24 protein-coding genes are annotated in these 24,113 nt (G+C 35.6%); 1 reads left to right on the top strand and 23 read right to left on the bottom strand.

Annotation, left to right across the window (positions count from 1 at the left end; genetic code table 11):
- Positions 1-494: 494 nt before the first annotated feature.
- Positions 495-1,994, top strand: coding sequence for a capsule assembly Wzi family protein (locus ACHFIZ_RS12580; protein WP_410886349.1), 1,500 nt, complete (start codon positions 495-497; stop codon positions 1,992-1,994).
- On the opposite strand, the gene ACHFIZ_RS12575 is transcribed toward ACHFIZ_RS12580, so the two are convergent.
- The 23 genes from ACHFIZ_RS12575 to ACHFIZ_RS12465 all read right to left on the bottom strand — a co-directional run.
- Positions 1,991-3,028, bottom strand: a complete 1,038-nt coding sequence (locus tag ACHFIZ_RS12575) for a lactonase family protein (protein ID WP_410886347.1) — start codon at positions 3,026-3,028, stop codon at positions 1,991-1,993. The genes ACHFIZ_RS12580 and ACHFIZ_RS12575 overlap by 4 nt on opposite strands.
- On the bottom strand, positions 3,025-4,131 hold the full coding sequence (locus tag ACHFIZ_RS12570) for a DUF1972 domain-containing protein (RefSeq protein ID WP_410886345.1): 1,107 nt from the start codon (positions 4,129-4,131) through the stop codon (positions 3,025-3,027). Before ACHFIZ_RS12570 ends, ACHFIZ_RS12575 begins: the two co-directional genes overlap by 4 nt.
- A complete protein-coding gene (locus tag ACHFIZ_RS12565; RefSeq protein ID WP_410886343.1) occupies positions 4,128-5,240 on the bottom strand; it encodes a glycosyltransferase family 4 protein in 1,113 nt (370 codons plus the stop codon). The genes ACHFIZ_RS12570 and ACHFIZ_RS12565 overlap by 4 nt, the downstream gene beginning before the upstream one ends.
- The gene (locus tag ACHFIZ_RS12560) at positions 5,237-6,301 is read right to left on the bottom strand and encodes a glycoside hydrolase family 99-like domain-containing protein (RefSeq protein WP_410886341.1); all 1,065 of its coding nucleotides are present in this window, start codon (positions 6,299-6,301) and stop codon (positions 5,237-5,239) included. Before ACHFIZ_RS12560 ends, ACHFIZ_RS12565 begins: the two co-directional genes overlap by 4 nt.
- A gap of 7 nt (positions 6,302-6,308) precedes the next feature.
- Positions 6,309-7,190: a glycosyltransferase family 2 protein gene (locus ACHFIZ_RS12555; protein WP_410886339.1), complete on the bottom strand. Its 882-nt coding sequence runs from the start codon at positions 7,188-7,190 to the stop codon at positions 6,309-6,311.
- 14 nt (positions 7,191-7,204) lie between these two features.
- A complete protein-coding gene (locus tag ACHFIZ_RS12550) occupies positions 7,205-8,155 on the bottom strand; it encodes a glycosyltransferase (protein ID WP_410886337.1) in 951 nt (316 codons plus the stop codon).
- A complete protein-coding gene (locus tag ACHFIZ_RS12545; RefSeq protein ID WP_410886335.1) occupies positions 8,145-9,404 on the bottom strand; it encodes a glycosyltransferase in 1,260 nt (419 codons plus the stop codon). Before ACHFIZ_RS12545 ends, ACHFIZ_RS12550 begins: the two co-directional genes overlap by 11 nt.
- Positions 9,405-9,412: 8 nt before the next feature.
- Entirely contained in the window at positions 9,413-10,726 is a 1,314-nt protein-coding gene (locus tag ACHFIZ_RS12540; RefSeq protein ID WP_410886333.1) for a hypothetical protein, read from the bottom strand.
- Positions 10,723-11,865, bottom strand: coding sequence for a hypothetical protein (locus ACHFIZ_RS12535; RefSeq protein WP_410886331.1), 1,143 nt, complete (start codon positions 11,863-11,865; stop codon positions 10,723-10,725). The genes ACHFIZ_RS12540 and ACHFIZ_RS12535 overlap by 4 nt, the downstream gene beginning before the upstream one ends.
- Entirely contained in the window at positions 11,862-13,313 is a 1,452-nt protein-coding gene (locus ACHFIZ_RS12530; protein WP_410886329.1) for a hypothetical protein, read from the bottom strand. The genes ACHFIZ_RS12535 and ACHFIZ_RS12530 overlap by 4 nt, the downstream gene beginning before the upstream one ends.
- Positions 13,314-13,333: 20 nt before the next feature.
- Complete coding sequence (locus ACHFIZ_RS12525) at positions 13,334-14,074, bottom strand: SDR family NAD(P)-dependent oxidoreductase (protein WP_410886327.1); 741 nt, start codon at positions 14,072-14,074, stop codon at positions 13,334-13,336.
- A 1-nt stretch (position 14,075) separates the two neighbouring features.
- Positions 14,076-15,011, bottom strand: a complete 936-nt coding sequence (locus tag ACHFIZ_RS12520; protein ID WP_410886325.1) for a phosphoglycerate dehydrogenase — start codon at positions 15,009-15,011, stop codon at positions 14,076-14,078.
- 2 nt (positions 15,012-15,013) lie between these two features.
- Complete coding sequence (locus tag ACHFIZ_RS12515; protein WP_410886323.1) at positions 15,014-15,691, bottom strand: cytidylyltransferase domain-containing protein; 678 nt, start codon at positions 15,689-15,691, stop codon at positions 15,014-15,016.
- A 14-nt stretch (positions 15,692-15,705) separates the two neighbouring features.
- Complete coding sequence (locus tag ACHFIZ_RS12510) at positions 15,706-16,671, bottom strand: glycosyltransferase family 2 protein (protein ID WP_410886321.1); 966 nt, start codon at positions 16,669-16,671, stop codon at positions 15,706-15,708.
- 17 nt (positions 16,672-16,688) lie between these two features.
- A complete protein-coding gene (locus ACHFIZ_RS12505) occupies positions 16,689-19,085 on the bottom strand; it encodes a GumC family protein (protein ID WP_410886319.1) in 2,397 nt (798 codons plus the stop codon).
- A gap of 25 nt (positions 19,086-19,110) precedes the next feature.
- Positions 19,111-19,914 (bottom strand): polysaccharide biosynthesis/export family protein, encoded by an 804-nt coding sequence (locus ACHFIZ_RS12500; RefSeq protein WP_410886317.1) that lies wholly within the window; start codon positions 19,912-19,914, stop codon positions 19,111-19,113.
- A gap of 90 nt (positions 19,915-20,004) precedes the next feature.
- Positions 20,005-20,736, bottom strand: coding sequence for a tyrosine-protein phosphatase (locus ACHFIZ_RS12495; protein ID WP_410886315.1), 732 nt, complete (start codon positions 20,734-20,736; stop codon positions 20,005-20,007).
- A gap of 547 nt (positions 20,737-21,283) precedes the next feature.
- Complete coding sequence (locus ACHFIZ_RS12490; RefSeq protein WP_410886313.1) at positions 21,284-21,784, bottom strand: hypothetical protein; 501 nt, start codon at positions 21,782-21,784, stop codon at positions 21,284-21,286.
- A gap of 152 nt (positions 21,785-21,936) precedes the next feature.
- Positions 21,937-22,239 (bottom strand): hypothetical protein, encoded by a 303-nt coding sequence (locus ACHFIZ_RS12485; protein ID WP_410886311.1) that lies wholly within the window; start codon positions 22,237-22,239, stop codon positions 21,937-21,939.
- Positions 22,220-22,486 carry a hypothetical protein gene (locus ACHFIZ_RS12480; RefSeq protein ID WP_410886309.1) on the bottom strand — a complete coding sequence of 89 codons (267 nt, stop codon included), beginning with the start codon at positions 22,484-22,486 and terminating at the stop codon, positions 22,220-22,222. The genes ACHFIZ_RS12485 and ACHFIZ_RS12480 overlap by 20 nt, the downstream gene beginning before the upstream one ends.
- Positions 22,465-22,677, bottom strand: coding sequence for a PAS domain-containing protein (locus ACHFIZ_RS12475; RefSeq protein ID WP_410886542.1), 213 nt, complete (start codon positions 22,675-22,677; stop codon positions 22,465-22,467). Before ACHFIZ_RS12475 ends, ACHFIZ_RS12480 begins: the two co-directional genes overlap by 22 nt.
- A gap of 222 nt (positions 22,678-22,899) precedes the next feature.
- Entirely contained in the window at positions 22,900-23,541 is a 642-nt protein-coding gene (locus tag ACHFIZ_RS12470) for a DUF6266 family protein (protein ID WP_410886307.1), read from the bottom strand.
- Positions 23,528-24,113: hypothetical protein (locus tag ACHFIZ_RS12465; RefSeq protein WP_410886305.1), on the bottom strand; the 586-nt coding region annotated here is incomplete at its 5' end. The genes ACHFIZ_RS12465 and ACHFIZ_RS12470, both read right to left, overlap by 14 nt.

The following is a 24,113-nucleotide window of genomic DNA, read 5'->3' as shown; positions in this document are numbered from 1 at the left end:
AAAACAGCTGAAGCTAATTTTCCTTCCAGAAAAAAAACATCAAACACAGGAACTATCAATTCACTTTTCTTTACCACATTGACATCCCCTCACATAACAACAATTCTGAACAGCCCATCCGAATTATTAAGATCAAACTCAAAGTCTCAGGTATGTTCAAATCTGTAAAGAAGGACAGAACTACGTAATCATTCGTTCTAATACAGATACATTCAAGAAAAATCAACAGGCTATTATTAATGCTTTCTTTACTATTGCTTCCTCAAAACACAACCTAAATGGTTACTCAAAAATGATGAATACTTAGTGTGATTTTTACACATCACCTTATCCTGAGGCAATTTTTTATATATTCGTATTGCTATCGTTACAATACTTAGTCCTGTATACCAAGAGGTTTGAAAAGTATTGACTAAGGCGTTACTAAAGAAAACATGTATCTATCACAAAACAGAAATTTTGGTTATTTAGCGCTAGTGGGAATTATATTCACTATGCAAAGCAATAAAGTCAGTGCTCAGGTACGCTCACTTAAATCGTTTTTTGAGGTTCAAGCGATTGCGTCTAGCACGAAAGATATTCCTTTCTGGATGAGATCAAATCAGTATGGCTCCGTGCCAATTACTGGACTTTCATCAGCTTTGACAGCAAATTTCATGAAAGAATATGAATCGTCTGCCCAGCAATACTCCTCAAATCAACCAAAGTTATTTGATTGGGGGTTTGGTTTCGAAAGTAGGGTAAATGTTGGACAGCAATCTACCGCAACAATAATTGAGGCCTACGGAAAAGCGAAGTTTAATATTTTTCAACTTAAGGTAGGTAGAACCAAGGATGTAATGGGTTTAAATGGTGATACCATATTAAGTTCAGGTAATTTTGCGCAATCGGGAAATGCTTTAGGAATTCCAAAAATCGAATTATCAATTCCTAGCTATTGGAGACTCCCATTCTTTAAGGGATTGTTTTCATTGAAAGGTAGCTTTAGCCATGGATGGGTTGGATCTGCCCGAATTTTAGATAGCATTGAATCGCTGCCTCCGAGCAAAGAAGTCTTCTACATTAATAACAACATGCCAAAGACTTTTTTTCACCAAAAATCATTATATATACGATTAGGTAAGGCAAATTGGAACCTGAATCTTATCGGTGGATTTAATCATCAAGTATTTTGGGGAAATGAAAGGTCAGCTTATGGATCAAATTTTAAACTATCTCCATTAGAAACTTTTTTTTATGTTGCAACGGGAAAAGCCTATGGTAGTCTGGGCGTGCCGAAATCGAAGATTGGGAATCAGATAGGGTCAATAGACGTCGGGGCTGAGTATAAATTTAATAGTTTGAAACTATTAATCTATAGGCAAAATTTCTATGATGTAGGGGCTTTATCTAAACTCGCGAATATCCGTGATGGACTTAACGGAGCAGCAATTGAGAATATAAAGATGCATCCATCTAACGGATCCCTTCAATGGAAGAAAATGCTTATTGAGCTTTTCTATTCCAAAGATCAAGCAGGCTATCCCTGGTCTATACCAACGAAGTCTGGAGATGAAGACTATTATAATAGTTTTTATTATAAGGAAGGCTGGTCTTATAAAGGAAGTGGTTTAGGCAATCCTTTAATATCAAAAAGAGACGATGTAAGGGATGGGCAGGCAGAACGTGAAATCGAATATTTTTCAAATAATCGTGTCATTGCAGTCCATTTAGGCTTTGAAGGTGAAATATACAATTGGAGCTTTAAAACAAAGCTAACACAGTCATGGAACTATGGAACATTCGGTACAAGCAAATATGGCAGTTCTACGGGTTCGATTAGGAGTGAGCAAAATAACAACATTTTTAAATCTGTAGCGCAGTCTTCGTATTATTTAGAAGCCCTAAAAAATATAGGCAATAAATATCAGTTAGGCTTTGTAACAGCCTTTGACAATGGTCATCTGCTGAGGAACTCCTTTGGCCTGGCAACCAAATTAAAAAGAAGCTTTTAAAAAAATTTTATGAATACTGGTGATGGCAACGTTAAATTTTTAAGCAGTTTAAGCTGAACTGTAGGCAAGTTAATAAACCGAAATATACTTATTTGGTTAGAATATTGGTTTGCAGCAAAAACAAAGTTTCCAGTAGGATCAACAGCGAAGTTTCTCGGACCCACCCCCCCTGTATCAAAGCTGGACGAATACGTTAATTCACCCGTTACCTTATTTACTGAAAAGACCGCGATTTGGTTAGCGTCTCCTCTATTTGAGGCAAGCAAGAAGTCTCCAGAAGGCATTAAATGCAAATCAGCTGCACTATTAGCGCCCATGTAATCCTTATTCATTAAAGGTACTTCCTGCTTTAATTTCAGGATCCCATTGTTCCACTTAAAAACATATATGTTAGCATTTATCTCTCCAATGACATACACGAATTCTCCATCATTTGAAAAAATTAGATGCCTTGGGCCGACACGCTCCTTAAAAATAAACTGGTTGACGCTGGAAGTTTGAACACTTTCATGGATTGCGTTTTTATTATATTGAAATACTGATATTGTATCTGTTCCCAAGTTCGTCACTAAAAGAAACTTATTATCTGGCGAAAGAATTACAGCATGGAAATTTGACTCACAATTTGCTTTAGGTAATTCATTGACCACTTGGCTCTTTGTACCTAATATTCCAAACGAAATGAATGGACGTACAGATAAACTTCCTGACCCATAATTTGCAACAAATGCATGATTTAAATCTTTATCAGCAGAGATATAACAAGGAGATGATCCATTGGAACTATACTGGCCTAAAATCTTTGGAGCTGATAAGTTACTAATATTCAGAACTGTAATTTTATCATCATCCGTTCCGCTTTCATTGACTGCTAGAAGCAAATCTCCTGATGTTAAACAGTATGAGGGGTTTGCCACTTGTAAGGTGCTTATTATTTGAATGTCAATCGTATCCGAACAAAACTCAAAAAAAGACAAACCTATATCCGAAGTTGGACTCGTATAACAACCAATAACGAAATTTAGCTTCGTCATCTAGTATGTATTCCTTTAATTGAATTCAAATGCATTGCGTACTGATCAATAATAATTTCCCAATCATATAGATTTTTAATCTTATCTAGATTGCAACCCAACATATTTTGATAATTTAAATCTTCTTTCCTAACTGACAATAATGAAGTGGCTACATCTTGCTCACTTTTGAAATATATGGCGTCAGCCCCCAATATATATTTATTAAATGGATTATTGTTTGCGCAAATTAAGCTCCTTGATGCCATTGCTTCGAGCAAGGACGGATTCGTTCCACCAACAGTATGTCCATGAAAATATAGATTTGAATAAAATCGGAGATTATTAAGAACCTCAATATCGTAGATTCCTCCTGTGAATTTTATATTCTTCACCTTCGCAAACTTTTGCTTAAGCATATTTCCATAAGGCGTTTTATGATTACCAATTACTAAGAAAGGCCGGCTCATCCCTGCAGCTTGAACACCGTCAAGAATTATTTCAATGCTATTTTCAGGCTCCAAGCGAGCAATTAGCATATCGTAAGAATGTGGCTGAATGCTATATTCTTCTAAACAATTTACGGCAGGACTCTCAAATAAAGTTGCACCATATGCAATGAAGGTCGAGCTTTTTTTGTATTTGTCAAACATGTAATCTTGAATACCGATAGAATCAGAAATTAAGTGGTCACTGTATCTTGTACCTAATTTCTCAGCATACTTCAAGAATTTTCTTACTCGGTTTGAGTATTTGGTTCTTTTCCACTCTAAACCATCCATATTAGTAGTCACTACGCTTTTTTTAGGAAGTAACCATCCCCAAATTGAACTGCTTGTATAACCTAACTGTAGGATTATGTCGCACTTACGTTTTCGAACATCTAGAATGCAATTGAAATCATAAATAAATTGTCCTGGTGTACCGAGTTTTTCTTCAGGATTGTAACAATGTACAATTTGTACACCGTTCCATGAATTATCTTGATACGGATGGTCATGTCCGTTATAGACTATTACTTCAAAACCTCGCTTAACAAGTCCCACTGCTAAGTATTCAGCGCATTGCTCAAAGCCTCCATAATGGTTTGGAATACCTCGGGTACCAATTATCGCTACAATCATTTCGTATTAAATTTTAAGTCGTCAATTAAGATATCGGAAAACTTACCTGCTATAGATGTCCAGTTGAATTTTGCGTCAACTGCTTGCTTTATTTCCGCAAAAGGATAATTACAATCGTTAAGGGCGATTGACAAAGTTGCAGCAAGCTCTCCAGGAGTATTGGGATTAAACAAATATTTAAAAAAGGTGAATTCTGACATGGCCGTCTGATTTGAGCATACTACCTTGCAATTATTCACAGCAGCTTCGATCGGGGGTATTCCGAAGCCTTCAGCTAAAGATGGGTAAACGAAGCATTCCGCCTGCTGATAAAATGCATGCAAATCACTCCACCCGATCCCTTCAAGGAAAAATATATTAGGCTTAATTGCTTCTTCGATAAGCGCATGAACATCTTTATAAGCATCAATTTCGATACTTTCTTTTTTACTTCCAATTAGTACCAATTTATAACCTTGTTCGTACAATTCTAATTGTAAGTATGCTTTTAATAATCCAATGTGATTCTTTCTAGGTTCGTATCTACTCACAAAAAGAATATATTTGTTGATGCCATATTTCTCGGCAATATCAATCTTCGAAGACTCACTCTCCGACACGGCATTTGGAGTGACATGAATACGGTTCAAAGCGATTGAGAATCGGTTATGAATATCAAGTTTTGAGTATTCAGAAACAGTCAGTATAACTTCCGAACGCTTTGCCGAAAGTAGAAAAAGTATTTTTCTACTTATCCGATAAGACCACGGAAAATGTTGTTTAAAATCCAGAAATAATAGATCATGTACCGTATTTATGAACTTGCAATTTTTTACAAAAGGTACAATGTATTGGAAGTGTGCATAATCGTAACCACCTTCTTTAATTATTTTCGGATATTCGACAAACAGTCTTTTAATCCGTGAATGCCCTTGAAGTTTTACAAACTTAAACCTGGTGTCAGGAAATAAAACCTGAAGATTCTCAACGTCGTGAGCACATAGTGAAACTTCAAACTCCTCAAACTTTACAAGCTCAGTATAAAGACCATGAATGTACGTTGCCGTGCCTTGAAAAGATTGATCAAAAATATGCGAATCTACTAAAATCCTTATTTTTTTACCTTTCATTTACTTTCAATTATTGCTTTTTTGACTCCAGAAATTAGTTTTGATCCGCTTACAGACGGAGTTAAATATGCGCCTTCCCCCACCTCGTTCCATGCATATATCAACCCAATTTTTTCAGTGCTGGTCTTTGATGAATTTATCCGCAACCATGATATTAATCCTTTTACGGACCTATAGGTAGAAAGTCCAGAATACCCAACGAAGTACGGCTTCGTATCATATCTATTTTCATTAGTTGCCCATGGTCGCGGGTCCCAATTCAAAGTCGTTACTGGTAGATACTTTAACTTTGACATACTAGAAATTTTTGTCCATAAATGGAACTCATTAATTCGCATACTATCTATCGGCACCTGTAATTTCTTTGACTTCAGTCCTGCATTATGGTAATTATATCCTGTAATTAAATCCACGCCGACCATTTCGGCTAGACGTATTTCTGATTTTTCAGCCGATAAACACGTTGCAATAGACACTCCGTTAAGTCCATTTTTTATCGCTTTAGCTCTAATTGAAGCAAAGGCTGCTCGAACCGAGTCTATAGATCCAAAATCGTCAACCAATAATTTGACGGAAAAAATAATCAACAAGGGCTTACCGTCAACTTTCAAATAATTACCGGACATGAAATGATCTATCCACACCGGCTCAACTGTTTTCCATTCCTTTTGTGATATACTAAACCCCTGATGATTAACTATGGTTAAGCAATATTTGAATCCAGTGGAAACCTTCGACTTTTTAAAAAGTGCAAGTGCGTTGTTTAATGGTTCTGCTTTATAATTATCTGAGCCTGAGTTGTACCAGCAAAAACTAAAGAATGAAAGGCCCGCATTACGAGCCATTTTGACTTGCTCATCAAAGATCTTTTGAGTGCTAGTAATCCAACCCCACTTTGGCATTCTATTTTTATAAGTAGTTCTTAAAAGCGGTGTGATATGGTATGGATAGGCTCCTGTCCATCCATCAAAGTAGTAAGCACCTAAAATAACGGGTGTTGGCTGTCCTCTAACTAAAGTTCCAGAAAATATAAGTATGAATAAGATTATTAATTTGAACATATGTCTCTTAGAATTTATGACCTATTAATAATGCACTTTTTATATAGCCACTGAAATATTTAGATTTTATCTGGGCAGACATGTCCTTCTGTAAATCAGAATATCTATATATTCTCATCTTTGTCATTGCCGTCACTAACAAAGCTTTTACTATTTTTAGGCTAAATCTTAACTTGCTCATTCCAAGATCAACCAACACCTCAGACTGACCGTGTTGAAAGGCGTAGGAAAGTATGTATTCCTGTTCTAATTTTTCGTTAATCTTATGATAAACAACGAGGTTTGGTTCATAATTAATTTTATAGCCTTTAGATTTAGCTCTATTAAGATATTCCACTTCCTCCCCACCAGCTAAATTTTTCCCTTTTCTTCCAAGATTTATATTATAACCGCCAACTTCGACTGCTACACTTTTCCGCATGGTATAGTTTGCGCCCATCACCTTTGATACATCCATAGGCTGGTTTCCAAGATCAAACACACTAGATAGATAATAAAACTCTGGAGCCAACCAGTGAGGTATTTGAACTTTGTATGGAAGGACTTTACCGCCAACAATATTACAATCGCTTTCCGAATAAAGGGCTTTACATATTTCGAAGTAGTTAGAATTAAGTTCTATATCATCGTCCAAAAATAAGAGTATTGTATTCTGCGATTCTTTAATAGCCCGATTGCGAGCATATGATAAACCTTGATTTGCTTCAAGAACATACCTCACGTTTGTGAAGTTACGTACAGTTTCTTTTGTATTGTCAGTAGAATTATTGTCTATTACTATCAATTCATATTTTCCGTTATCAGGCATTATACTCAAGATAGACACTAATGATTCTTTAAGAAGGTCACAGCGATTGTAGGTGCAAATAATAACACTAAAAGTTAACATCTGATATCAGCTAATTATTTATAATTTTTAAAAAAAAATTTAAGCTCTGAAAGACCCAAATACATAGCACCAAGTAGAGATGTGAGAAATCCAAATTGAGCATTTTCAGAAACTATATTGTTTAACCTTATTTTCTCTATAAGTCTTAAGGGCGATTGCTTGACAGTTTGAAGTATCCATTTTAATTTTTCAAAGCTATTCGTAGGATCCGGAATACGGTTTTGTTTGAAAAATATCTTAGCCCATTGTAAGTACTCCACATTAGCTAACACTTTCCTAGTAACAATTGAGCTATCAGTCACAGAAGCGGAAATATTCTTAGTGCTTAATCTCCAATAAACTTTCGCATATGGTATTGTTTTTATTGGATCGAGACCAGCAAACTTTATCCAAGTCGCATCGTCAGATCCCCACGCCAAATCAAACCTTTCAAACCCATTTCTACTTTCAAAAAGGCTGCGCTTGAAAATATACTCAACTATTGTACTTGACAATTTCAATTTAATTTTCTCCGAAAAAATATTAACGCCATGCATGTTTTCTGAAAAGGGCTTGCATTGATGCGAAACGTCACCCACTTCGTTTATTATGTCAATATTAATATGCAACAGCGCTACAGATTGATCCTTTTCAATAGTTGAATAGAACGACTCGACACAATTTTCTGACATTATATCATCATCAGAAAACAACCATAGCCACTCCTCATCTTGAGTCATTTCAATGCATCTATTCCATTGACCAACCAAGTCACCCCCCCCCATATTTGCTGAAAACGTTTTGTAGACGATATTTAACCTATCGACGTATAAGTTTACAATAGGTTCAAGGTCATAAAGACTTGCGTCATTTCCGATATATAAAGTAAATCTTTTACAAGTCTGATGAACTATCGATTCCAACGCTTGATTTAAAAAATCTGGTTTATAAGCCGGAATGATGATAGCGAGATTATTAATTTGCATAGTCATATTTATTTGCCAATTCAAGAAGTTGATTTTTATAAAAGTCGTAACTAGTTCTATAATTAAAATTCTCTATTACCATCAAACGTGCACCTAAAGCTAGTTTTTTTTGCAGTTCTTTATCATTGGAAAGCTTAACTACTTGTTGATAAAAATCATGAGCATTTTCTGCATGTAAATAGTGTAAACCGTCAACGCCAGGAATTCCTTCTATACCTACATTATTGGTGATGACAGGAATTCCAGACTTCATTGCATCTAAAACTTTTATTTTGATGCCTGCACCAAGCATCAGTGGAACGACAGAACAAAAACAGCCACTAAAAATGGTGGTCGGATCCTTCACGAAACCTTTTAATACAACATTATTATATTTTGAGAACTCGGCTTTAGTAACGTCATTCAAACCTCCACCTACAACAATAAACTTCAAGGCACCCAAAAAAAGATTATCCAGTTTTTCCCAAACATTTTCTAAAAACCAACGAAGAGCCTGCACATTCTCAACCCTGCCTAGAGCACCAAAATACATTATATCTTTTTTTTCTATGACCGGATTGATTTGATAAGAGTCATAAAATGGGGATATGACATATGTATCTTTGACTGAAAACGTTGGTTCGTTTATCAACAGCAACCGATCCTTTTCATTCAGAATGACAACATGATCAAAGCTATTTAAATGCTTGATTTCCATTTTTTTATATTGATCAATGTAAATTTTAGAAAAATACTTATTACTATGTTTCTGTTGAAAATAGCGCTCTACCGATTGGAAGGTTACGTCATGACACGAGGCAACGGTTTTACTTTCGGGAAAGACCGTCTTTATCTCGTCTATCCAATAAATTATACGTGGAAATTCAACTATTATCATGTAAGGATTTAATCCAGCTAGCTTCAAATTATTTATACCTCTTACAAGCCTCTCTTTCGCAAAATTATCTGTAATATAGTACTTTGGGGAGAAGGCTTTCAGGAATGGGTATAAAAATTTAAATCGGAAATAATCATAACTTTTAAGTATTAGTCCTTTAGTAGCAAATACAGAGTAAATTTTTACTTTACTAAATTGACTTATCATCTTGGAATAATCACTATCATTGTCTCCTAAGTAACAAATTGTTATATCAAAACATCCTTCCTCTATAAATTTGGTAGTGTAAAAATTAACTGTTTTAGCTCCGGCATTACCAACGTTTTCGTGAAAAGCCAATGGAGAAATAATCAAGATAGAAGTCCTAGACATGTGATTCGTTAAGAGGTTAATTTCATGGGAATCTCAGAGATTATTTCTGATTCCGACTCCTTGAAATGAACGATAAAAACAATAATTAATATAAAGAGCATAAATAAAAAGTTTTCAAAATAAAATCCTAGTAATGACTCACTTGCACCAGCCCATGCAACGAAAACTAAAACAGCGCTAATTAAAAGTTTATAATTCCGATTCTTTCCCAAAGCCGAAACTGAGTTGAATACTTTCACAAAGAAAACAACATAAATTATAAGTCCTATATAACCGTAATCATATAAAATAGTAAACAAGGAGCTATGAGAAGTGGCATTAAAAGCTTCGTTTTCATAATTAACAAATTCTCCTGACCATTTCAAAGATTGACCACTTCCATAATGTCCATATTCACCCAGGCCTATAAGATCTAACATTTTGAAATTGGAAAAGTACAGAAACGACAATCCCCAGATAACTGCCCGGAAATTCCCAGATTTTATATCATCAGCTGACCTAGCAATTGCATCCAATCCAAGTAACTCGCTAATATAAGGTACTAGGAACAGAAATATAAGAGGTCCTGCAAGCAAAAGCGCTAAGAATAAAGGCTTAGATGCCTTTAGAAAGGCACCTTTGAAAAAAACCATTACAATGGTTAGGATAATAGGCAGAATCAAGGCTATGCGGGTATCAATCAACAAAAGCTTAATGAAGCACAAAATTACAGAAGCAAACATAAAAGTATTCCTTTTTTTTTGCACGAATAAGAAAAACAGCAAGACTAATACTATAATTGCTAAATTAAACGCATAATTATTAAAGCTAGTTGAAAGGGGGAACCGAACCCTATTTGTTTCTATGCCGATATTTGATAAAACTACTGCAGCATCAATGCTATCGTCAACCAATCCAGATTGTCTTGCTTTAATACCAAGTATATATAAAGCAAAATTTAAAGCAAAGTACAAGATGGAAGGAAGTAATAACAGATAATAGATACTTTTGTAAAAATTTAATTTATAGACATTTTTCTGTTTATATCCAATGGAGACTATGATGAAAATAAAACTTATAAAGAATAAGACTCTTAATACTACAGCAGACAGATTCTCAAAAGTCATCGTCGTATAGTTGCTTCTAATCATTCCTATAATTAACATACATCCAAAAACCGCAAAATAACTGTTGCTTTTAAAAAAAGACTTGACTGCAACCGAGGAGTAATATCTTGGGTATAAACAAAGAATTGTTATTAAAGGGAGAAAACGGAATTCAACTCCAAGAATAACTTCCAGATGAATTAAGAAAACAAATATTACAAATGTAACAAACTTCATTTCGTTTCTGAGTATCTATCCATTAGCACTTTTGTATAACTAAAATGCATCATATTAAATTTCTTACCATTATCCTCAGCCTCTTTCAACATCATCTCAAGCACATCGCCATGTACATTATTAACATATTGAGCTGGGTTATTAGCAGGAACAAGAAATTCGAAGAAAGCCGGATGCAATGTTTTTAATTGTGGAACCAAATCTGTATAAAACTGCTTATCAGAGTTTGTCCAAAATAACTTAGCATCAGGAGATCTGCCGTCAAATCCCCAAAGAAAGACATTGTTTGAAAAATAACAAGCTAAAGGCAACAATAATAGATTAAGAACATTACCCATTTCTGGTAGCTCAAATTTAGTTTCAATGACATTAAAAACCGTCTTAACACTACCCATCGGAATTGGAATTAGTCGATCATGGAAGTCAGAAAATTCTTTCAATAAAAATTTATAGTGAATCTCAGGAAAAACAAAAAGCGTGTCAGTTGTTTCCGACAATCTTTTTTGTAAGTCCTTTCTAAAACTAATGGCAAAATCAGAAATTCCAAAGTGATAAATAGCGTCTCCTGCGACAATGAAATGAGGCTGGATATGCCTCCATAAGCTTGCGTCTTTTACAATTGTATTACTTACGATTCTTATTCCATCGCTCCAATCAATGGTATCAGCTTTCTCAAGCGACGGACCAGTTCCAAGTATATATGCCTTTGAAAACTTAAGTCGCAAGTCATCTTTGCGCTTTTCCAACACCTTTCTTACTTTTACTCTATTCAGCAATATTTCTGTCTCATTCTGCAAAGTCAAAATTCGGTGATATTCCCAACCCTCGTCGTAGTTTGTTTGGTGATTCAATATAAAAACATGTTTATATTTGAACCTAAGCAACCTATGAGGGGGCTTATTAATGAAAGCAATCAATTTATAATTTAAATAGTCAGCTAAAGTCAAATCTGAATCTCCAACTACCTCAAAAGCTATCTCAAAGAATTTTAAGCGTTCAATAATTGCGTCAGTAGTCTCGACGTTAGCTTCTGCCTTATCTAGGTCAGTTAACACAAGCTTTAAGGATTGCTGATTTTTTGTCTGGTTAAAGGTTCGAAACCTTGCAATTCTTAATAATGATTTAATAAAATTTTTCATGAATAAAAATATATTAGAAAAAATGAACCGACCACAAAAAATGCAAGAGCTAAAAGAAATCCTTTAGCCTCGAATTTTAATAAATTTATTTTGTAAGTCTTTATAGAGATCCAGGCTGCATACCAGCAATAGAAGCTCAGATAAGAAACTATTAATGAAACTGGAATTGCAGCAATACCAAAGTATTTATACGACAAAAACAAAGTTACCACATAAATACCTGCGCTAACTCCATCTGCAATATGCGACTTAATGACGTTTCCCACCACTTGCAATTGCACATGCATCGCTCCATACCTGTGTAACATAAATGCAAAGCCCATTAGTACCCATGTTTTAGAATCAACAAATGAAGTCTGGCTTTTAAAGATCTTCAAGGCAATCGGGAATAAAAAACCACATGCCAAAACGCCTAAAACAAACACCAAATAGCTCATCAGCATACCCTTTCTGGCATTCTCCAATAATTCCTCATTCTTATTTTTAGCCCTCAATTGCGAAAGAAAAGGAATTTTACTATAAAAGGGAGCCATAGATAAATCTCGGATCATATAAACGATTCTGAACGCCAATAGATAAGGCGCCAATACGGAGGCTTTAGTAAACTGAGCCATCGCTATATTCGTAGCATGATTAGTTCCCAAAGAAAACAAAGAAGAAAATCCTGTTTTAACAGAAGGAACTAAAATCTCTCTTTTTTTGTCTTCAGGCGTAATTAAGAAAAGATCTTGTTTATTGATTGATTGAGCCTTAAAAACTTTATCTATTACCCTTTTGTCTCTTAAACAATTAAAAAGTAGCCAAAATTGGTAACAGCAAACTAGATTTAATAAGCTTGGTTGGAAAAAATACAGCACAATAAACGCAGATATGACTGCTGCAATTGCACTTAACGCATCTAAAGTTCTAAGAAAAATTATTTTGTTTAGTCCTTCTAATACAGAAATGTAAACGCCACAATACATTCTAACTGTTGTCGTGATCAATAAGAGCCCCCAAGCAAGCCAAGCATCAGATTGCTCATTAATTTTAGATATAGGGTTCATCAATGAAAGTGTCCCAATGCTTCCCAATAGCACAAGAAAAATCAAAGCTATCACCATGTAGTACTTCCGAAAAATTGTATATAGAGTCCAAATTAGTACCCAATGAGGCTTACCATTGCTTTCACTGTTAGCTTCAAAGATATTTTTTCCACCAAAAGCATAGGCCACAAGTCGAACTAGAGTAACTCTAAACCCTGTGTCCAAGAGAAGTTGAAATACTAGGATACTATCAAACAAATACCAAACCGTAATACGTTCAGGATTTATTTTATTTAACAAAACAGGTAATACAAGTACAAAGCTTATTGCTCTCGCAAAAAAACCAAACCAGGTTGCAATCGTTGGTGTATAATACTTATCAATCCTTTTTCTGAAGAAATTATCCTTAGCTGTGACCGTCATTCGCTTGATATAAAATATTGTTATTCTAGGTCTTTCAAAACATTACTTATCCCGCCATCAATCTTCAAGTTTGCGCCATTAATAAATCCTAACTTATCCTCCGCTAGTAGCAGTGCTAATTGTGAAACCTCTTGAGGTTTACCAATTCTCTGGCTTGGGTGCATTTCATTTAATAACTTGACTTTTGCTTCATCGTTGCCGAAGCCGTCTCTAAGCATCTGGGTATCAATTGCGGCTGGACTGATTGCATTTACTCTTACTCTTCCTTGGAGATCTACTGACATCGCTTTAGTCAGTCCGACTAATGCACTTTTCGAACTTGCATAGGCAACAAACCTCTTTTTTGTCAGCTGCTGATGAATGCTAGCTATGTTTATTATTGATCCAATAGACTTGTCTAACCGGGCCAAGAAAAATTGACTAAGCATTAATGGTCCAGTCAAATTCACATTTAATGTATGATTCCAATCTGCTAGTTGAATTTCAGAAAGACTTCCTAAGATTTGTACTGCTGCATTATTAATAAGCAAAAACAATTCTGGTATTTCCATATCAAAGGTGTTCTCCATTATTTTCTTATATGCAGGATCTGAACAGTATCTATTAAGATCGAATTGAAAAAATTTGTTGCAATGTGGGGTCTCCGAATCATTTATATCTAACCCAATAACATTATAATCATTTTCTTGAAATGTCTTTGCTAATTGTCTGCCAATGCCACCTAATACGCCAGTAATTACAACAGTTTTTTTATTACTCATATTATTTTATACCTAAAAAACCAAATAAAATATCAATTGCTTTATAACTAGCTCGCAAAACCGCTTCCTTAGTGTTTGATCCATTATGTGTCCCGAAGATACATTGCTCAAATCGACGTAATTCACTATCTAAGGAAAGTGGCTCAACTTCAAAAACATCTAACCCAGCTGCACTTACCTTTCCTGTTTTCAGTGCTGCAATTAATGCGGGCTCATCTATTAAAGGCCCTCTTGCAACATTGATGAGCTTAACTCCATCTTTCATCATCTCAATAGCATCAGCGTTTATCATGTGGTAACTGGATGGTGTTAGCGCACAAGTAACAATAACAAAATCCGCATCACCAAGAAATTCAGGGAAAAGAATAATTTGATCTACTCCGGCCTCGGTTGCTGACAGTTTACTAAACGGATCGTAGGCATTAATTTTAACATCAAAACCCTTCAACCGTCTAGCTACCCCTAAACCGATATCTCCTAAGCCAATCAAAGCAACAGTCTTGTCTGTTGAAGACATACCGGGTGGCTTTATCCAATTTCCCGCACGCACCTCACGGTCGACCTTATAACTGTCTCTTAGCAAACCAGTGAAATATGCCATCGCCATATCTGCCACCTCATTACCGAACATTCTTGGCGTATTTTCTATGGGAATGCCCAGCTTCTCACATGCTTTAAAATCAACGTTATCAATACCAACTCCCCACTTAACTGCTGCGCGGAGTTTCCCTGCCTTTCCAGCCGTAAAAACCTTTTCGGTAGCAGGGTCATCCCCAATTATCCAAGCATCAACAGTAGGAACCAATTGAATTAGCTCCTCCTCGGTTAAAACCTGGATGACTTCTGGAGTAACGAGTTCAATATTTCTCTCTTCAAATATATATTTAAGCTGATCGATAGCTTTAAGCATGGGTGGGCAAGTAACAAGTACTTTCATTATTATAGATTATTAAGGTTTTTAAATAGTAATTCGGCCATAATGAAATTCAACTCGACGTCAATATCTTGGGCTTCAGCTTCCGGAAGCTCGTACATGAAGGGTCTGTCACCTATTCTATTATGCTTTCTCTCTAAAATTGCTTTTGTAAACAGATAGAAACAAGAATTCTCCTCAAAAATGGGAGGCAAGTCTTGTGTTCTTAACAAGATATTAGAGTTGTGATTTATCGGTCTAGCCAGACTGTCCCAAAATCTTACGTGCCTTCTGGTTACTGAAAACAACGAGTCATACAAAGGATACAGTTCCAAAAACTTAGCTATTGCTTCACTTAAAGTTTTTGTGCTGAGTAATGGATTAGTACTATGAGTCTGCAGATAAAATTCTGATGGCACCTGATTAATCGTATTTAATAGAACATCATTCATAGGAATAGATCCGTCTCTTAAATTTTCAGGACGTTCAAGAACTAGAACAGTAGGAAAGCTTTTAGCACATTGATCAATCACAATCGGGCTATCAGTATCTACGACTACCTGGTCTATCTGGCTGCAGTCCAAAAGAGTCTGAACTACATGATGAAAAAGAGGTTTACCCGCAAAATCTCGGTAATTTTTGCCCGGCACCCGCTCACTAGAGTGACGCATTGGCACGACGGCTGTAATTCTATTTCTTTTCATATATATATAAGTCGTTACTCTGAATAATCAATTTTTTGCCCAAAACCCATTTTACTTTCATCCACCCGTTTCTGAAATAACTTTTTCCGAAAATTATTCGGGTAGTACATCCTCATCCTCAGTGTTTCATCTGGTTTGGATTTCATATTATAGCCAAGATATGTTCCCCAGAATTGAAGCGTACGAAACATTATAATAGATAGAATTTCTTGAAAAAATCTTCTATCATGCACTGCATGAACTGCGTCGGACCAGATATTTGAATTAGTCAACCTAATGAAACTCCACAGCGTAAATTTCTCTTTTGGATATATACTCTTTAAGGCAATTGCTTCTCGCATATATCTGTTTTTAATACGGGAAGGCGTTTCTTCATGAACGTGTACAATCGCTGCAAAAGCTTCATAAGCAATAACGTACCCTTTTTCCTGAATCTTTGTTGCCCAATCTAAATCTTCCAAGCCCGTCAGTTGTTCATCATAAGGAAGTTCTTCCCAAAGAGATCTTCTTATAACTGCATTGGCATTATTACAGAAGGAAATATTTTGTTCGTAATTTGAGTGCGCAGGGAACCATTTTTTGAATAATAGCAATTCTGAATATTTAGAGACTTCATTCCCCACTTGTCTTCCATAAACAAGTGCCACTTTTTCATTTTTGAATGGTGCAGTCATCTTTTCAACCCAATCGTCATATATAGGGTATACATGAGCACTTGCAAGTATTAAAAACTTTCCCTTAGCTTTTCTACATCCTATATTTAATGCCCTTCCAAAAGAGAAATCTTCTGGCATAATACTAACAATAACTGCTCCCAACTCACTGGCAATACTTACGGTATTATCTGTAGAACCGGAGTCTACAAGTATGATTTCAACTTCATTGAAAACTGACTGCTGGCGTATCCCTTTAATCAGCTTACCAATATGCTTCTCTTCGTTAAATGAGCGGATGATAATGCTAAATAAGGGATTAATCATTTTTGATTTGAACTAGTTTAAGATTTGAATAAATTCTTGATGCGAGTAAGTGCTCCTACATCTTTCTGTTCATTTCCATAAGTACCATAGCCATAGGCATAACCATAACCATAACCATAACCATAGCCATAACCGTAACCATAGCCATATGAATTCGAAGCTTGAATATCGTTGACAACGATTCCAATATTCTTCATTTTACTATTCTTGTATAAATCTTCAACAATGTTTAACTGCTGTTTAAAAGAATAATTTTGTCTAACAAGATACATACAGACATCTACGTGTTTGCTCATTAATTGTGCATCAGTAACAATACCAATTGGAGGTGCATCAATAATAATATAATCGAATCTCTTCTTTAATTCGTCTAGAAGAAATGTTGTCTTGTCATCTAGCAACATTTCTGCAGGATTTGGAGGAACAGGACCTGAACTTAATATGTATAAATTATCGTTGAGTGAAAGGGGGTTAACAATGTCATCAATCGATAACTTTTGATCAATTATGTAGTTGGTAAATCCGATGGTGTTTGATATACCAACCTTAGCTGATAATCCTGGCTTTCGCAAATCCAATTCCATTAACAATACTTTCTTGTTTGAAAGAGCCAAAATATTACCAAGGTTTATAGCAACAAACGATTTTCCTTCACCGGACATACTTGATGTCAATAGAACTACCTTTTCACTTTCATTTTTGAAATAAAATGACAAGTTAGTTCGTAATGCCCTAAATTGTTCGGAGACAGCAGATCTAGAGCTGTTTGCCACAACTAGATTATCATTTTCTTCGTTATGGCTTATCTCCCCAATTATAGGAACATCCGTTATTTGTATTATATCATCCTTTGTTCGCACTTTATCGTTTAAAAGGTCTTTAATATAGATTAAACCAATCGGAATTGCCAAACCTGCAATGATGGCAAGGATAAAAAACATCTTCCTTTTAGGACTAAATGGGTCAACTTCTGATTTAGCCGGATCTATGGTCTTGGAATTAGCAATCGTAGAAGTCTTCGAAATAGCTGTTTCCTCGCTCTTTTGCATTAGGAAAATGTACAGCTCCTGTTTTATTTGCTGCTGCCTAGCTAAATTCAAATAATTTCTTTCAATCTGAGGTACATCTCTGACTTGAGATTCTGCTTGATTCATTTGGCTGCGGATCTTGTTCCTGGTAATAATCAAGCCATTCAGTGTGGTTGTTAAATTCGACTCAATATCTGCCCTTGCGTTTGAAATCTCTTTATCTATCAGTATAATCTGTGGGTTTTCTTCTGTTACTCCAATCAAGCGACGTGCTCGTTCGAGGGATAATTCATTATATTTTTGTACTGCGCCATTAAACACAAAATCTGCAGGAATCAAAGAACTTGGTAAAACTCTCTTATTTTTTGAATCATCTTTTAAAAATTCCTTAAGACTTTGCAAAATACTTACTTGAGTTTCAACCTTAGATAGTTCGTTCATAAACTCACTTGTATTTTGAACCAACAGCTTAGATTGTTCCGACATATCTGCCAAATTATTTTTCTGTTTGAATCCTTGAATATTACCCTCAAGATCTCCTAGCTCCTGACCTATGAAGCTCAGTCTATTTCTAATAAACTTAACCGTGCTGTCTGCAACTTCGTTTTTATCCTTTAGATTTGCTTGTACATATTTTTCGATTAGCTTGCTCAAAATATCCTCACCTTTCTTCGGTATAGGATGGGATAATGATAAGTCGATAATAGTGATTAATTTGTTTTTTACCTCCACATTAAGATCCTCGGAAAGACTCGCAACCTTAGCATCGACAGAACTAATGCTGAAACCGTATCCCAAATAAGATATAGGCTCGTTAGAGTTCCGTACAATCTTGATCACCCCTACGTCAGGCATTTTGAATGCCTTATTAAATTGTACCACTGTATCAAGTTCGCCAGAGCTAATTTTCAGGCTACTATTTTTTAGAATATTAACCTCTACTTTTGTAGATTTTATCGTATCCACAGCATTAATAAGTTGGACAGCAAATGGAGATTTATATAACTCAATCTTGGTAATGCGCCCTTTTCTGAAATAAGTGATATTTAGGTTCATATCAATGACTACCTGCTGCATCAAAAATCTAGTTTTAAGAATTTCCGCTTCGTTATCTACAGTACTTTTAGTACCTAATAATCCACCTAAATCTCCGAGGAGTGCATCACCACCCATCAAGCCAGCTCCCTTTTTTTCATCTGTAACCAATACCCTAGCTGAAATTTTATAGATAGGCGTCTTGTATCGTAAATAAACGAAGGCAAGCGCAAGGCATACCAAAACAGAAAGTACAATCCAATACCAATTAGATATCAATTTTCCTAATAATTGTTTTATGTCTAGACCTTGTTCAATATTCTGGTTTAAGTTCTCTTTATTGGTATTCATTTTTCTTCTGGTAATAAATTAAGTATTACAGTCTAGTGAACAAAACAACAAGAACTGATAAGGCAGAACCTATCACAGCAAAAGTTTGCGTTCTAGCCTGATTTAATGAAGCAGCCTTGCCTTTGTTTGGTTCCACATACAAAACGTCATTTTGACGTAAGTAATAATATGGACTTTTGAAAATATCAGAGGAATTTAAGTTTAACCTCGCGACTTCTTTTTTACCGTTTGCATCTCTAATTAGAAGCACATTTTCTCTTTTTCCGAATATGGTTAAGTCACCTGCAAGACCTAAGGCGTCTAATATATTTACTCGCTCATTCGGTATGACATATGAAGCAGGTCGAGCTACCTCTCCCAATATAGTAATCTTAAAATTTGCAAAACGCACCTGCACGTTAGGCTTTTGAAAAACAATTGACGCTCTATCTCTTATTAAATCCTTTGCTTGGAAAGTGGTTAAGCCCGCAATCTTAATTTTACCGACTACAGATATGTCAATTTCTCCATTTTTATCTACTAAAAAACCAGCATTTGCTGGTGTGGCAGACAATGAAGATTGCATTGAGGATGAATTTATTGCCTGAGAACCGGCCTGATTAACGATCATCGAAGTCGTAGGATCCGTTGTGAAAATTGAAACCGACATGATATCATCTGACTGAATAATAGGTTCCTTGAAAACACTTGATTTATCCAGAACTGATTGCTCATCAAGCGGTATGTCTTTAAAGTAGGGAACATTTTTTGTAGTCTCGCAAGAGCTAAAAGCTAACATGGCTAACACAAGTATAAGGCGGAGACATTGGGCTGATAGTAAACGGTTCATAACAATAATTTAAATTCTCAAATGAAATAGATTACAAATATTTTTTTGGCTAACACATAAAGTGTTTTAGGAACTCATTTGTGAGTAACTTTAAATTGGAAAAAGCTGCTTGTTTAAAAATCTATAGGAACCAATTTTGTTATATAGATATCCATTTTGAACACATTTTTTCAAGGCTTCCATGTGCTTAAAATGATGTAAATCAGTTCCTGCTAAATCATAACACTTTTTTTCTAAAAGATATTCTGCGGTTCTTTTGACTTCTCTCCCGTAGTAACCTGTTACAGAAAGTAAATTTAACTGAAACAAAACCCCCATATCCTTATACCTGTGAAATCTCCTATACTCTTGGTGATAAAAGTTATATCTTTCTGGATGTGCTAAAATCACCTTATAGCCCTTAATCTGCAAATCGAAGATAAATTTCTCAATATTAGGCGCTTCATTTAAATAAGACATTTCCACCAAAATGTAACTGCCCGGCAGGACCATTAATCCCTCTTTAACTTCGAAATTTTCATCAATCATATGCTCAGCTGCGGCAGCAATTTCAACACTAACATTTGCTTTCCTTAGAGCCACTTTCGTAGCCTCCAACGCTAGAAAAATTGTCTCATTCGTATTAGGATAAAGTTCCTTAAAAATATGGGGTGTACAAATGAACTTCGAAAACCCAAGCTCATTTAATCCCTTAATCAATTTAACTGATTGCTCCACATCGGGAGATCCATCATCAATCCCAGGTAAAAGATGAGAATGCATATCTACACCGAGCCATTCGATGTTAGTCACTAAAGTTTTCTTTTTAAAAATAGAGAACATTGTTTAAGTTTGGGAATTTGTTTCCAATATTATCTTAATTCAAGGAGCAAAAGGTCTTCCGTCCTTTAACACAAAAGTAGAAAAAATTAGGATGGTAAACAATTTAATACTCAATATTTCACGGTTTTCTCACATAATTTCTCATTAAATTAACAATTCCTTTATAAAGTGTAATTAATACACTAAGACTATCATTATTTTGCATTATTTAGTCGAAAATATTATGACAAACTATATTTATTTTGCAAATTTACATGTAAGACTTACTTATTAAGTACTACAAACTAATCTTGAAATTAGGGTTTTCAAGAAAACAACAAATTAAATTAATTATTGATTATGAATAATGTTTCTGACAATAGCTGGATTGACAAGACTGTATCGTATAATCAGTGTCCAAGATGTAAATCAGGAATACTGGATACTCGCATCCCAAGAGGAGTAATCGTAAAACACATATTTTTTTGGCTAAAAGTAAAAAGATATAGATGCAGTAATTGCTCAGCAAAGAAATATATTAGTAGTAACTAGCCCCGTAGAAATTGATTTATAAGTGGATACGAAAATCACCTATTTGAGAAATCAACTTGAAAAGTGGCTGAGTTCTCTCATCACCTAAAGTGATTTCACGATTTGTTAATTCTTCTACACCTTCTACAAATTGTCCAATAGTATCATTATACACATCATTTTCATTAAGCAAAATCTGGTATGCACAGTTCCAGACGGCTATACAATACATGTAGCTATTGTCGCTATAGCCAAAAGTCAAATCTCTATACCCTATCGGATCATCATTACGCTGGGCAGTCACAACTGCCCAAGTTGCTTTTGCTTGTTCATAATCGTTATCCCCCTCATTTAAACTTTCTATATCTATGTTATTTATATAAGCATAATTAAGCAAGCACCTTGTGGTATGAATCATGTGTTGTACAATTTGATGGATGTGGAAATCATGATGCTTTCCCAGATATTCTAGGTGGTCTAGCTTCTTCTCCTCCTCTAAAACGGAAACTTCCGCCAATTGGCATGCAAATTTTAGCATGTCATCATATATAAATTTTATCATCCAGATAGGGGAGCACCTCAAAATAACTTCTTTAATAATCATATTTGCTTATCTGTAGGCAATCTCCACGTAATAAAATTAGGAAACCAACTAATCACTCAACTATTTCTTCAGTGTATCACTTTCCCTTAAGTTGAGTATATTCTCTTCAATGGGAACAGCATATTGAATTCAGTACCAATATTTAGATCACTTTTGATTTGAAAGGTGCCACCCAAGACTTCAATCTGACGTTTTACCATGAACAGCCCCATGTTTGGATTAATCAATCCATCGTTCAAATACTTATGTAGTCCTAATATGCTAAAACTGATGCCCGAATGCGTCAATTGCCCTTTACCAATAAATACTACTTCTAAATAATTTCTCCTGATTATGGACTTAACATAGATATCCGTCACGGCACCTTCTCTACGAAGTCCGATTGCCATAGACCTCGATGCTTTTTTTCTTTAACGAACCGTCAAGGCAATCATTGACATCTTTAAGCAACTTATAAAAATAAACGTTTTCGTGCTCCGGAACAACCTGCTCCTTTACACTCAGTATCACGTTTAGTTTGCGGATTTTCTTGTCTAATAAGCAAACGGATTGCTTTAGATGGCCTACAACCTCCAGTTGTTGTGTTGAAATGTCCAGGGATTCCAGGATGTCACTCAGCCCGATAATATTGGCCACAGGGGCGCGAAGATTATGCCACCTAACTTAACCAACATTCCTGAACCATCTAGGGTAGGAATGATGCTATTCTCAATCCACCTAATGCTTCCGTTTTTATGAATGATCCGGCACTCATGTATAAGGGACTCCCCTTTTTTATTTCGGCGCTGACCGACATTAAGCATATGCCTGTCTGCAGGATGTGTGATTTTGAGCCACAGGAGCTTACTTAAATTGGCGCGAAAGAGAATAGATTCCTTTTAGATGTTAATATCACTAACTTATACAAATGGAATCAGAATCTGCCCTTTTTATCAATGAAAGCAGAATAATGGATCTCTCGGTTAACCCATATCTAAAATTTAAAAATACGTCAAAGAACTTTTCTGCCTACTTCACAGCGGACAACTTAACAAGCAACAACTCCTACTCTACCCTACCACTATCTCACCCAGGTAAGTACTCGTGCTTACCATATCACCCGCAACATCCACATACTGCATCCAACAATGCACCGTATCACCTGAAAACTCCGCTGGCAATTTCAATTCTGCCTGCTCTGCTTCTCGATCAGCTATTCCTACAAACGAGACAAATTTGTCTTTTGTAGGGTTATATATAACAAACGTTGCTTTGTCATCACTTTTATTATAAATTGAGGCATTGAAATTTTGCCATTTAATATTCAGTAGTGAATCGATCATCGACAAGATTTCAAATACAAATGATGCTAGTAATTCTCCTTTGCTTAATACTACGTTTTTGTAATTAATGCTGATCTCATTTCCATTAACGATCAGGGCTTCTTTAAAAATCAAAGCGAACACTTGATTTATCGGAGTTTTACTACCAGTGAAGACTTTAAAACCAATCGCTATGATAGATTTGATAGGTTTAAGCCAGCTACTGATCATCGCCATAATTTTCCGCTGCCGGATCTGTTTTTCCGAAGGGTTGTCAACCCGGATATCCGGAACGCTTCGAATGTAGTCAACTCCACGTCTAGTCACTCCCACTACATTTCCTATTTTTCCAGAAAATCGGCCATGTACGCCATTTTTATACTTTCCCATTGTATTCAGTTTTAAATTGTTCAATTTGTGCCGCATCCAACTGAATGTCGGCATAGATGCCTAAGAGAAATAAGGCATTTTCGTTTACTATTTCCAACGATTGAGCGTCGCCATCCCAAGTGTAGTATTCCAGCTCAGTTTCAAGAAATACATCTTCTAATCCTAGGATCTGCTGATAAGCTAGGTTCCAGATCACCATCCCGTAGCATTCAATCAACCACCCCAATGAATTCAGTATATCCGCATAGCCTTCATATTTCAGCTCTCCAATAATGGTCAACCAGGTCAATATCGATTGCTCCATAACATCCTCGTCGGCAGCGATCTCTTTCCATACCAAGTCATTGGTATTCGTATAGCTGATGATGTGTTGCTCAATCTTACGGATGATATTCATCAGGTAAACAACCGGCTCGTCTTCTACGAGGTTCAATATGGCCATGTCGGCCGACCAATCCACTAAACCATCTTTACCATAGGTTCCGATGCTTTCTGCAGGAACTACTCCCTTTAAGAACGATAACTCTCTTTCATGTGCCAGCAAGAAACAATGCTCCATCATGGAGCGGATA

The sequence above is a fragment of the Pedobacter sp. JCM 36344 genome, assembly GCF_046546555.1.
Lineage (GTDB): Bacteria > Bacteroidota > Bacteroidia > Sphingobacteriales > Sphingobacteriaceae > Pedobacter.
The sequence above is the reverse complement of the archived record's forward strand: the minus strand, read 5'-3'. Positions and strand labels throughout refer to the sequence as shown.

What these genes read in the sequence shown, in the direction of transcription:
- ACHFIZ_RS12580 (WP_410886349.1), top strand. Translation starts at nt 495, where the DNA reads ATGCAAAGCAATAAAGTCAGTGCTCAGGTACGCTCACTTAAATCGTTT.
- ACHFIZ_RS12575 (WP_410886347.1), bottom strand. Translation starts at nt 3,028, where the DNA reads ATGACGAAGCTAAATTTCGTTATTGGTTGTTATACGAGTCCAACTTCG.
- ACHFIZ_RS12570 (WP_410886345.1), bottom strand. Translation starts at nt 4,131, where the DNA reads ATGATTGTAGCGATAATTGGTACCCGAGGTATTCCAAACCATTATGGA.
- ACHFIZ_RS12565 (WP_410886343.1), bottom strand. Translation starts at nt 5,240, where the DNA reads ATGAAAGGTAAAAAAATAAGGATTTTAGTAGATTCGCATATTTTTGAT.
- ACHFIZ_RS12560 (WP_410886341.1), bottom strand. Translation starts at nt 6,301, where the DNA reads ATGTTCAAATTAATAATCTTATTCATACTTATATTTTCTGGAACTTTA.
- ACHFIZ_RS12555 (WP_410886339.1), bottom strand. Translation starts at nt 7,190, where the DNA reads ATGTTAACTTTTAGTGTTATTATTTGCACCTACAATCGCTGTGACCTT.
- ACHFIZ_RS12550 (WP_410886337.1), bottom strand. Translation starts at nt 8,155, where the DNA reads ATGCAAATTAATAATCTCGCTATCATCATTCCGGCTTATAAACCAGAT.
- ACHFIZ_RS12545 (WP_410886335.1), bottom strand. Translation starts at nt 9,404, where the DNA reads ATGTCTAGGACTTCTATCTTGATTATTTCTCCATTGGCTTTTCACGAA.
- ACHFIZ_RS12540 (WP_410886333.1), bottom strand. Translation starts at nt 10,726, where the DNA reads ATGAAGTTTGTTACATTTGTAATATTTGTTTTCTTAATTCATCTGGAA.
- ACHFIZ_RS12535 (WP_410886331.1), bottom strand. Translation starts at nt 11,865, where the DNA reads ATGAAAAATTTTATTAAATCATTATTAAGAATTGCAAGGTTTCGAACC.
- ACHFIZ_RS12530 (WP_410886329.1), bottom strand. Translation starts at nt 13,313, where the DNA reads ATGACGGTCACAGCTAAGGATAATTTCTTCAGAAAAAGGATTGATAAG.
- ACHFIZ_RS12525 (WP_410886327.1), bottom strand. Translation starts at nt 14,074, where the DNA reads ATGAGTAATAAAAAAACTGTTGTAATTACTGGCGTATTAGGTGGCATT.
- ACHFIZ_RS12520 (WP_410886325.1), bottom strand. Translation starts at nt 15,011, where the DNA reads ATGAAAGTACTTGTTACTTGCCCACCCATGCTTAAAGCTATCGATCAG.
- ACHFIZ_RS12515 (WP_410886323.1), bottom strand. Translation starts at nt 15,691, where the DNA reads ATGAAAAGAAATAGAATTACAGCCGTCGTGCCAATGCGTCACTCTAGT.
- ACHFIZ_RS12510 (WP_410886321.1), bottom strand. Translation starts at nt 16,671, where the DNA reads ATGATTAATCCCTTATTTAGCATTATCATCCGCTCATTTAACGAAGAG.
- ACHFIZ_RS12505 (WP_410886319.1), bottom strand. Translation starts at nt 19,085, where the DNA reads ATGAATACCAATAAAGAGAACTTAAACCAGAATATTGAACAAGGTCTA.
- ACHFIZ_RS12500 (WP_410886317.1), bottom strand. Translation starts at nt 19,914, where the DNA reads ATGAACCGTTTACTATCAGCCCAATGTCTCCGCCTTATACTTGTGTTA.
- ACHFIZ_RS12495 (WP_410886315.1), bottom strand. Translation starts at nt 20,736, where the DNA reads ATGTTCTCTATTTTTAAAAAGAAAACTTTAGTGACTAACATCGAATGG.
- ACHFIZ_RS12490 (WP_410886313.1), bottom strand. Translation starts at nt 21,784, where the DNA reads ATGCTAAAATTTGCATGCCAATTGGCGGAAGTTTCCGTTTTAGAGGAG.
- ACHFIZ_RS12485 (WP_410886311.1), bottom strand. Translation starts at nt 22,239, where the DNA reads ATGGCAATCGGACTTCGTAGAGAAGGTGCCGTGACGGATATCTATGTT.
- ACHFIZ_RS12470 (WP_410886307.1), bottom strand. Translation starts at nt 23,541, where the DNA reads ATGGGAAAGTATAAAAATGGCGTACATGGCCGATTTTCTGGAAAAATA.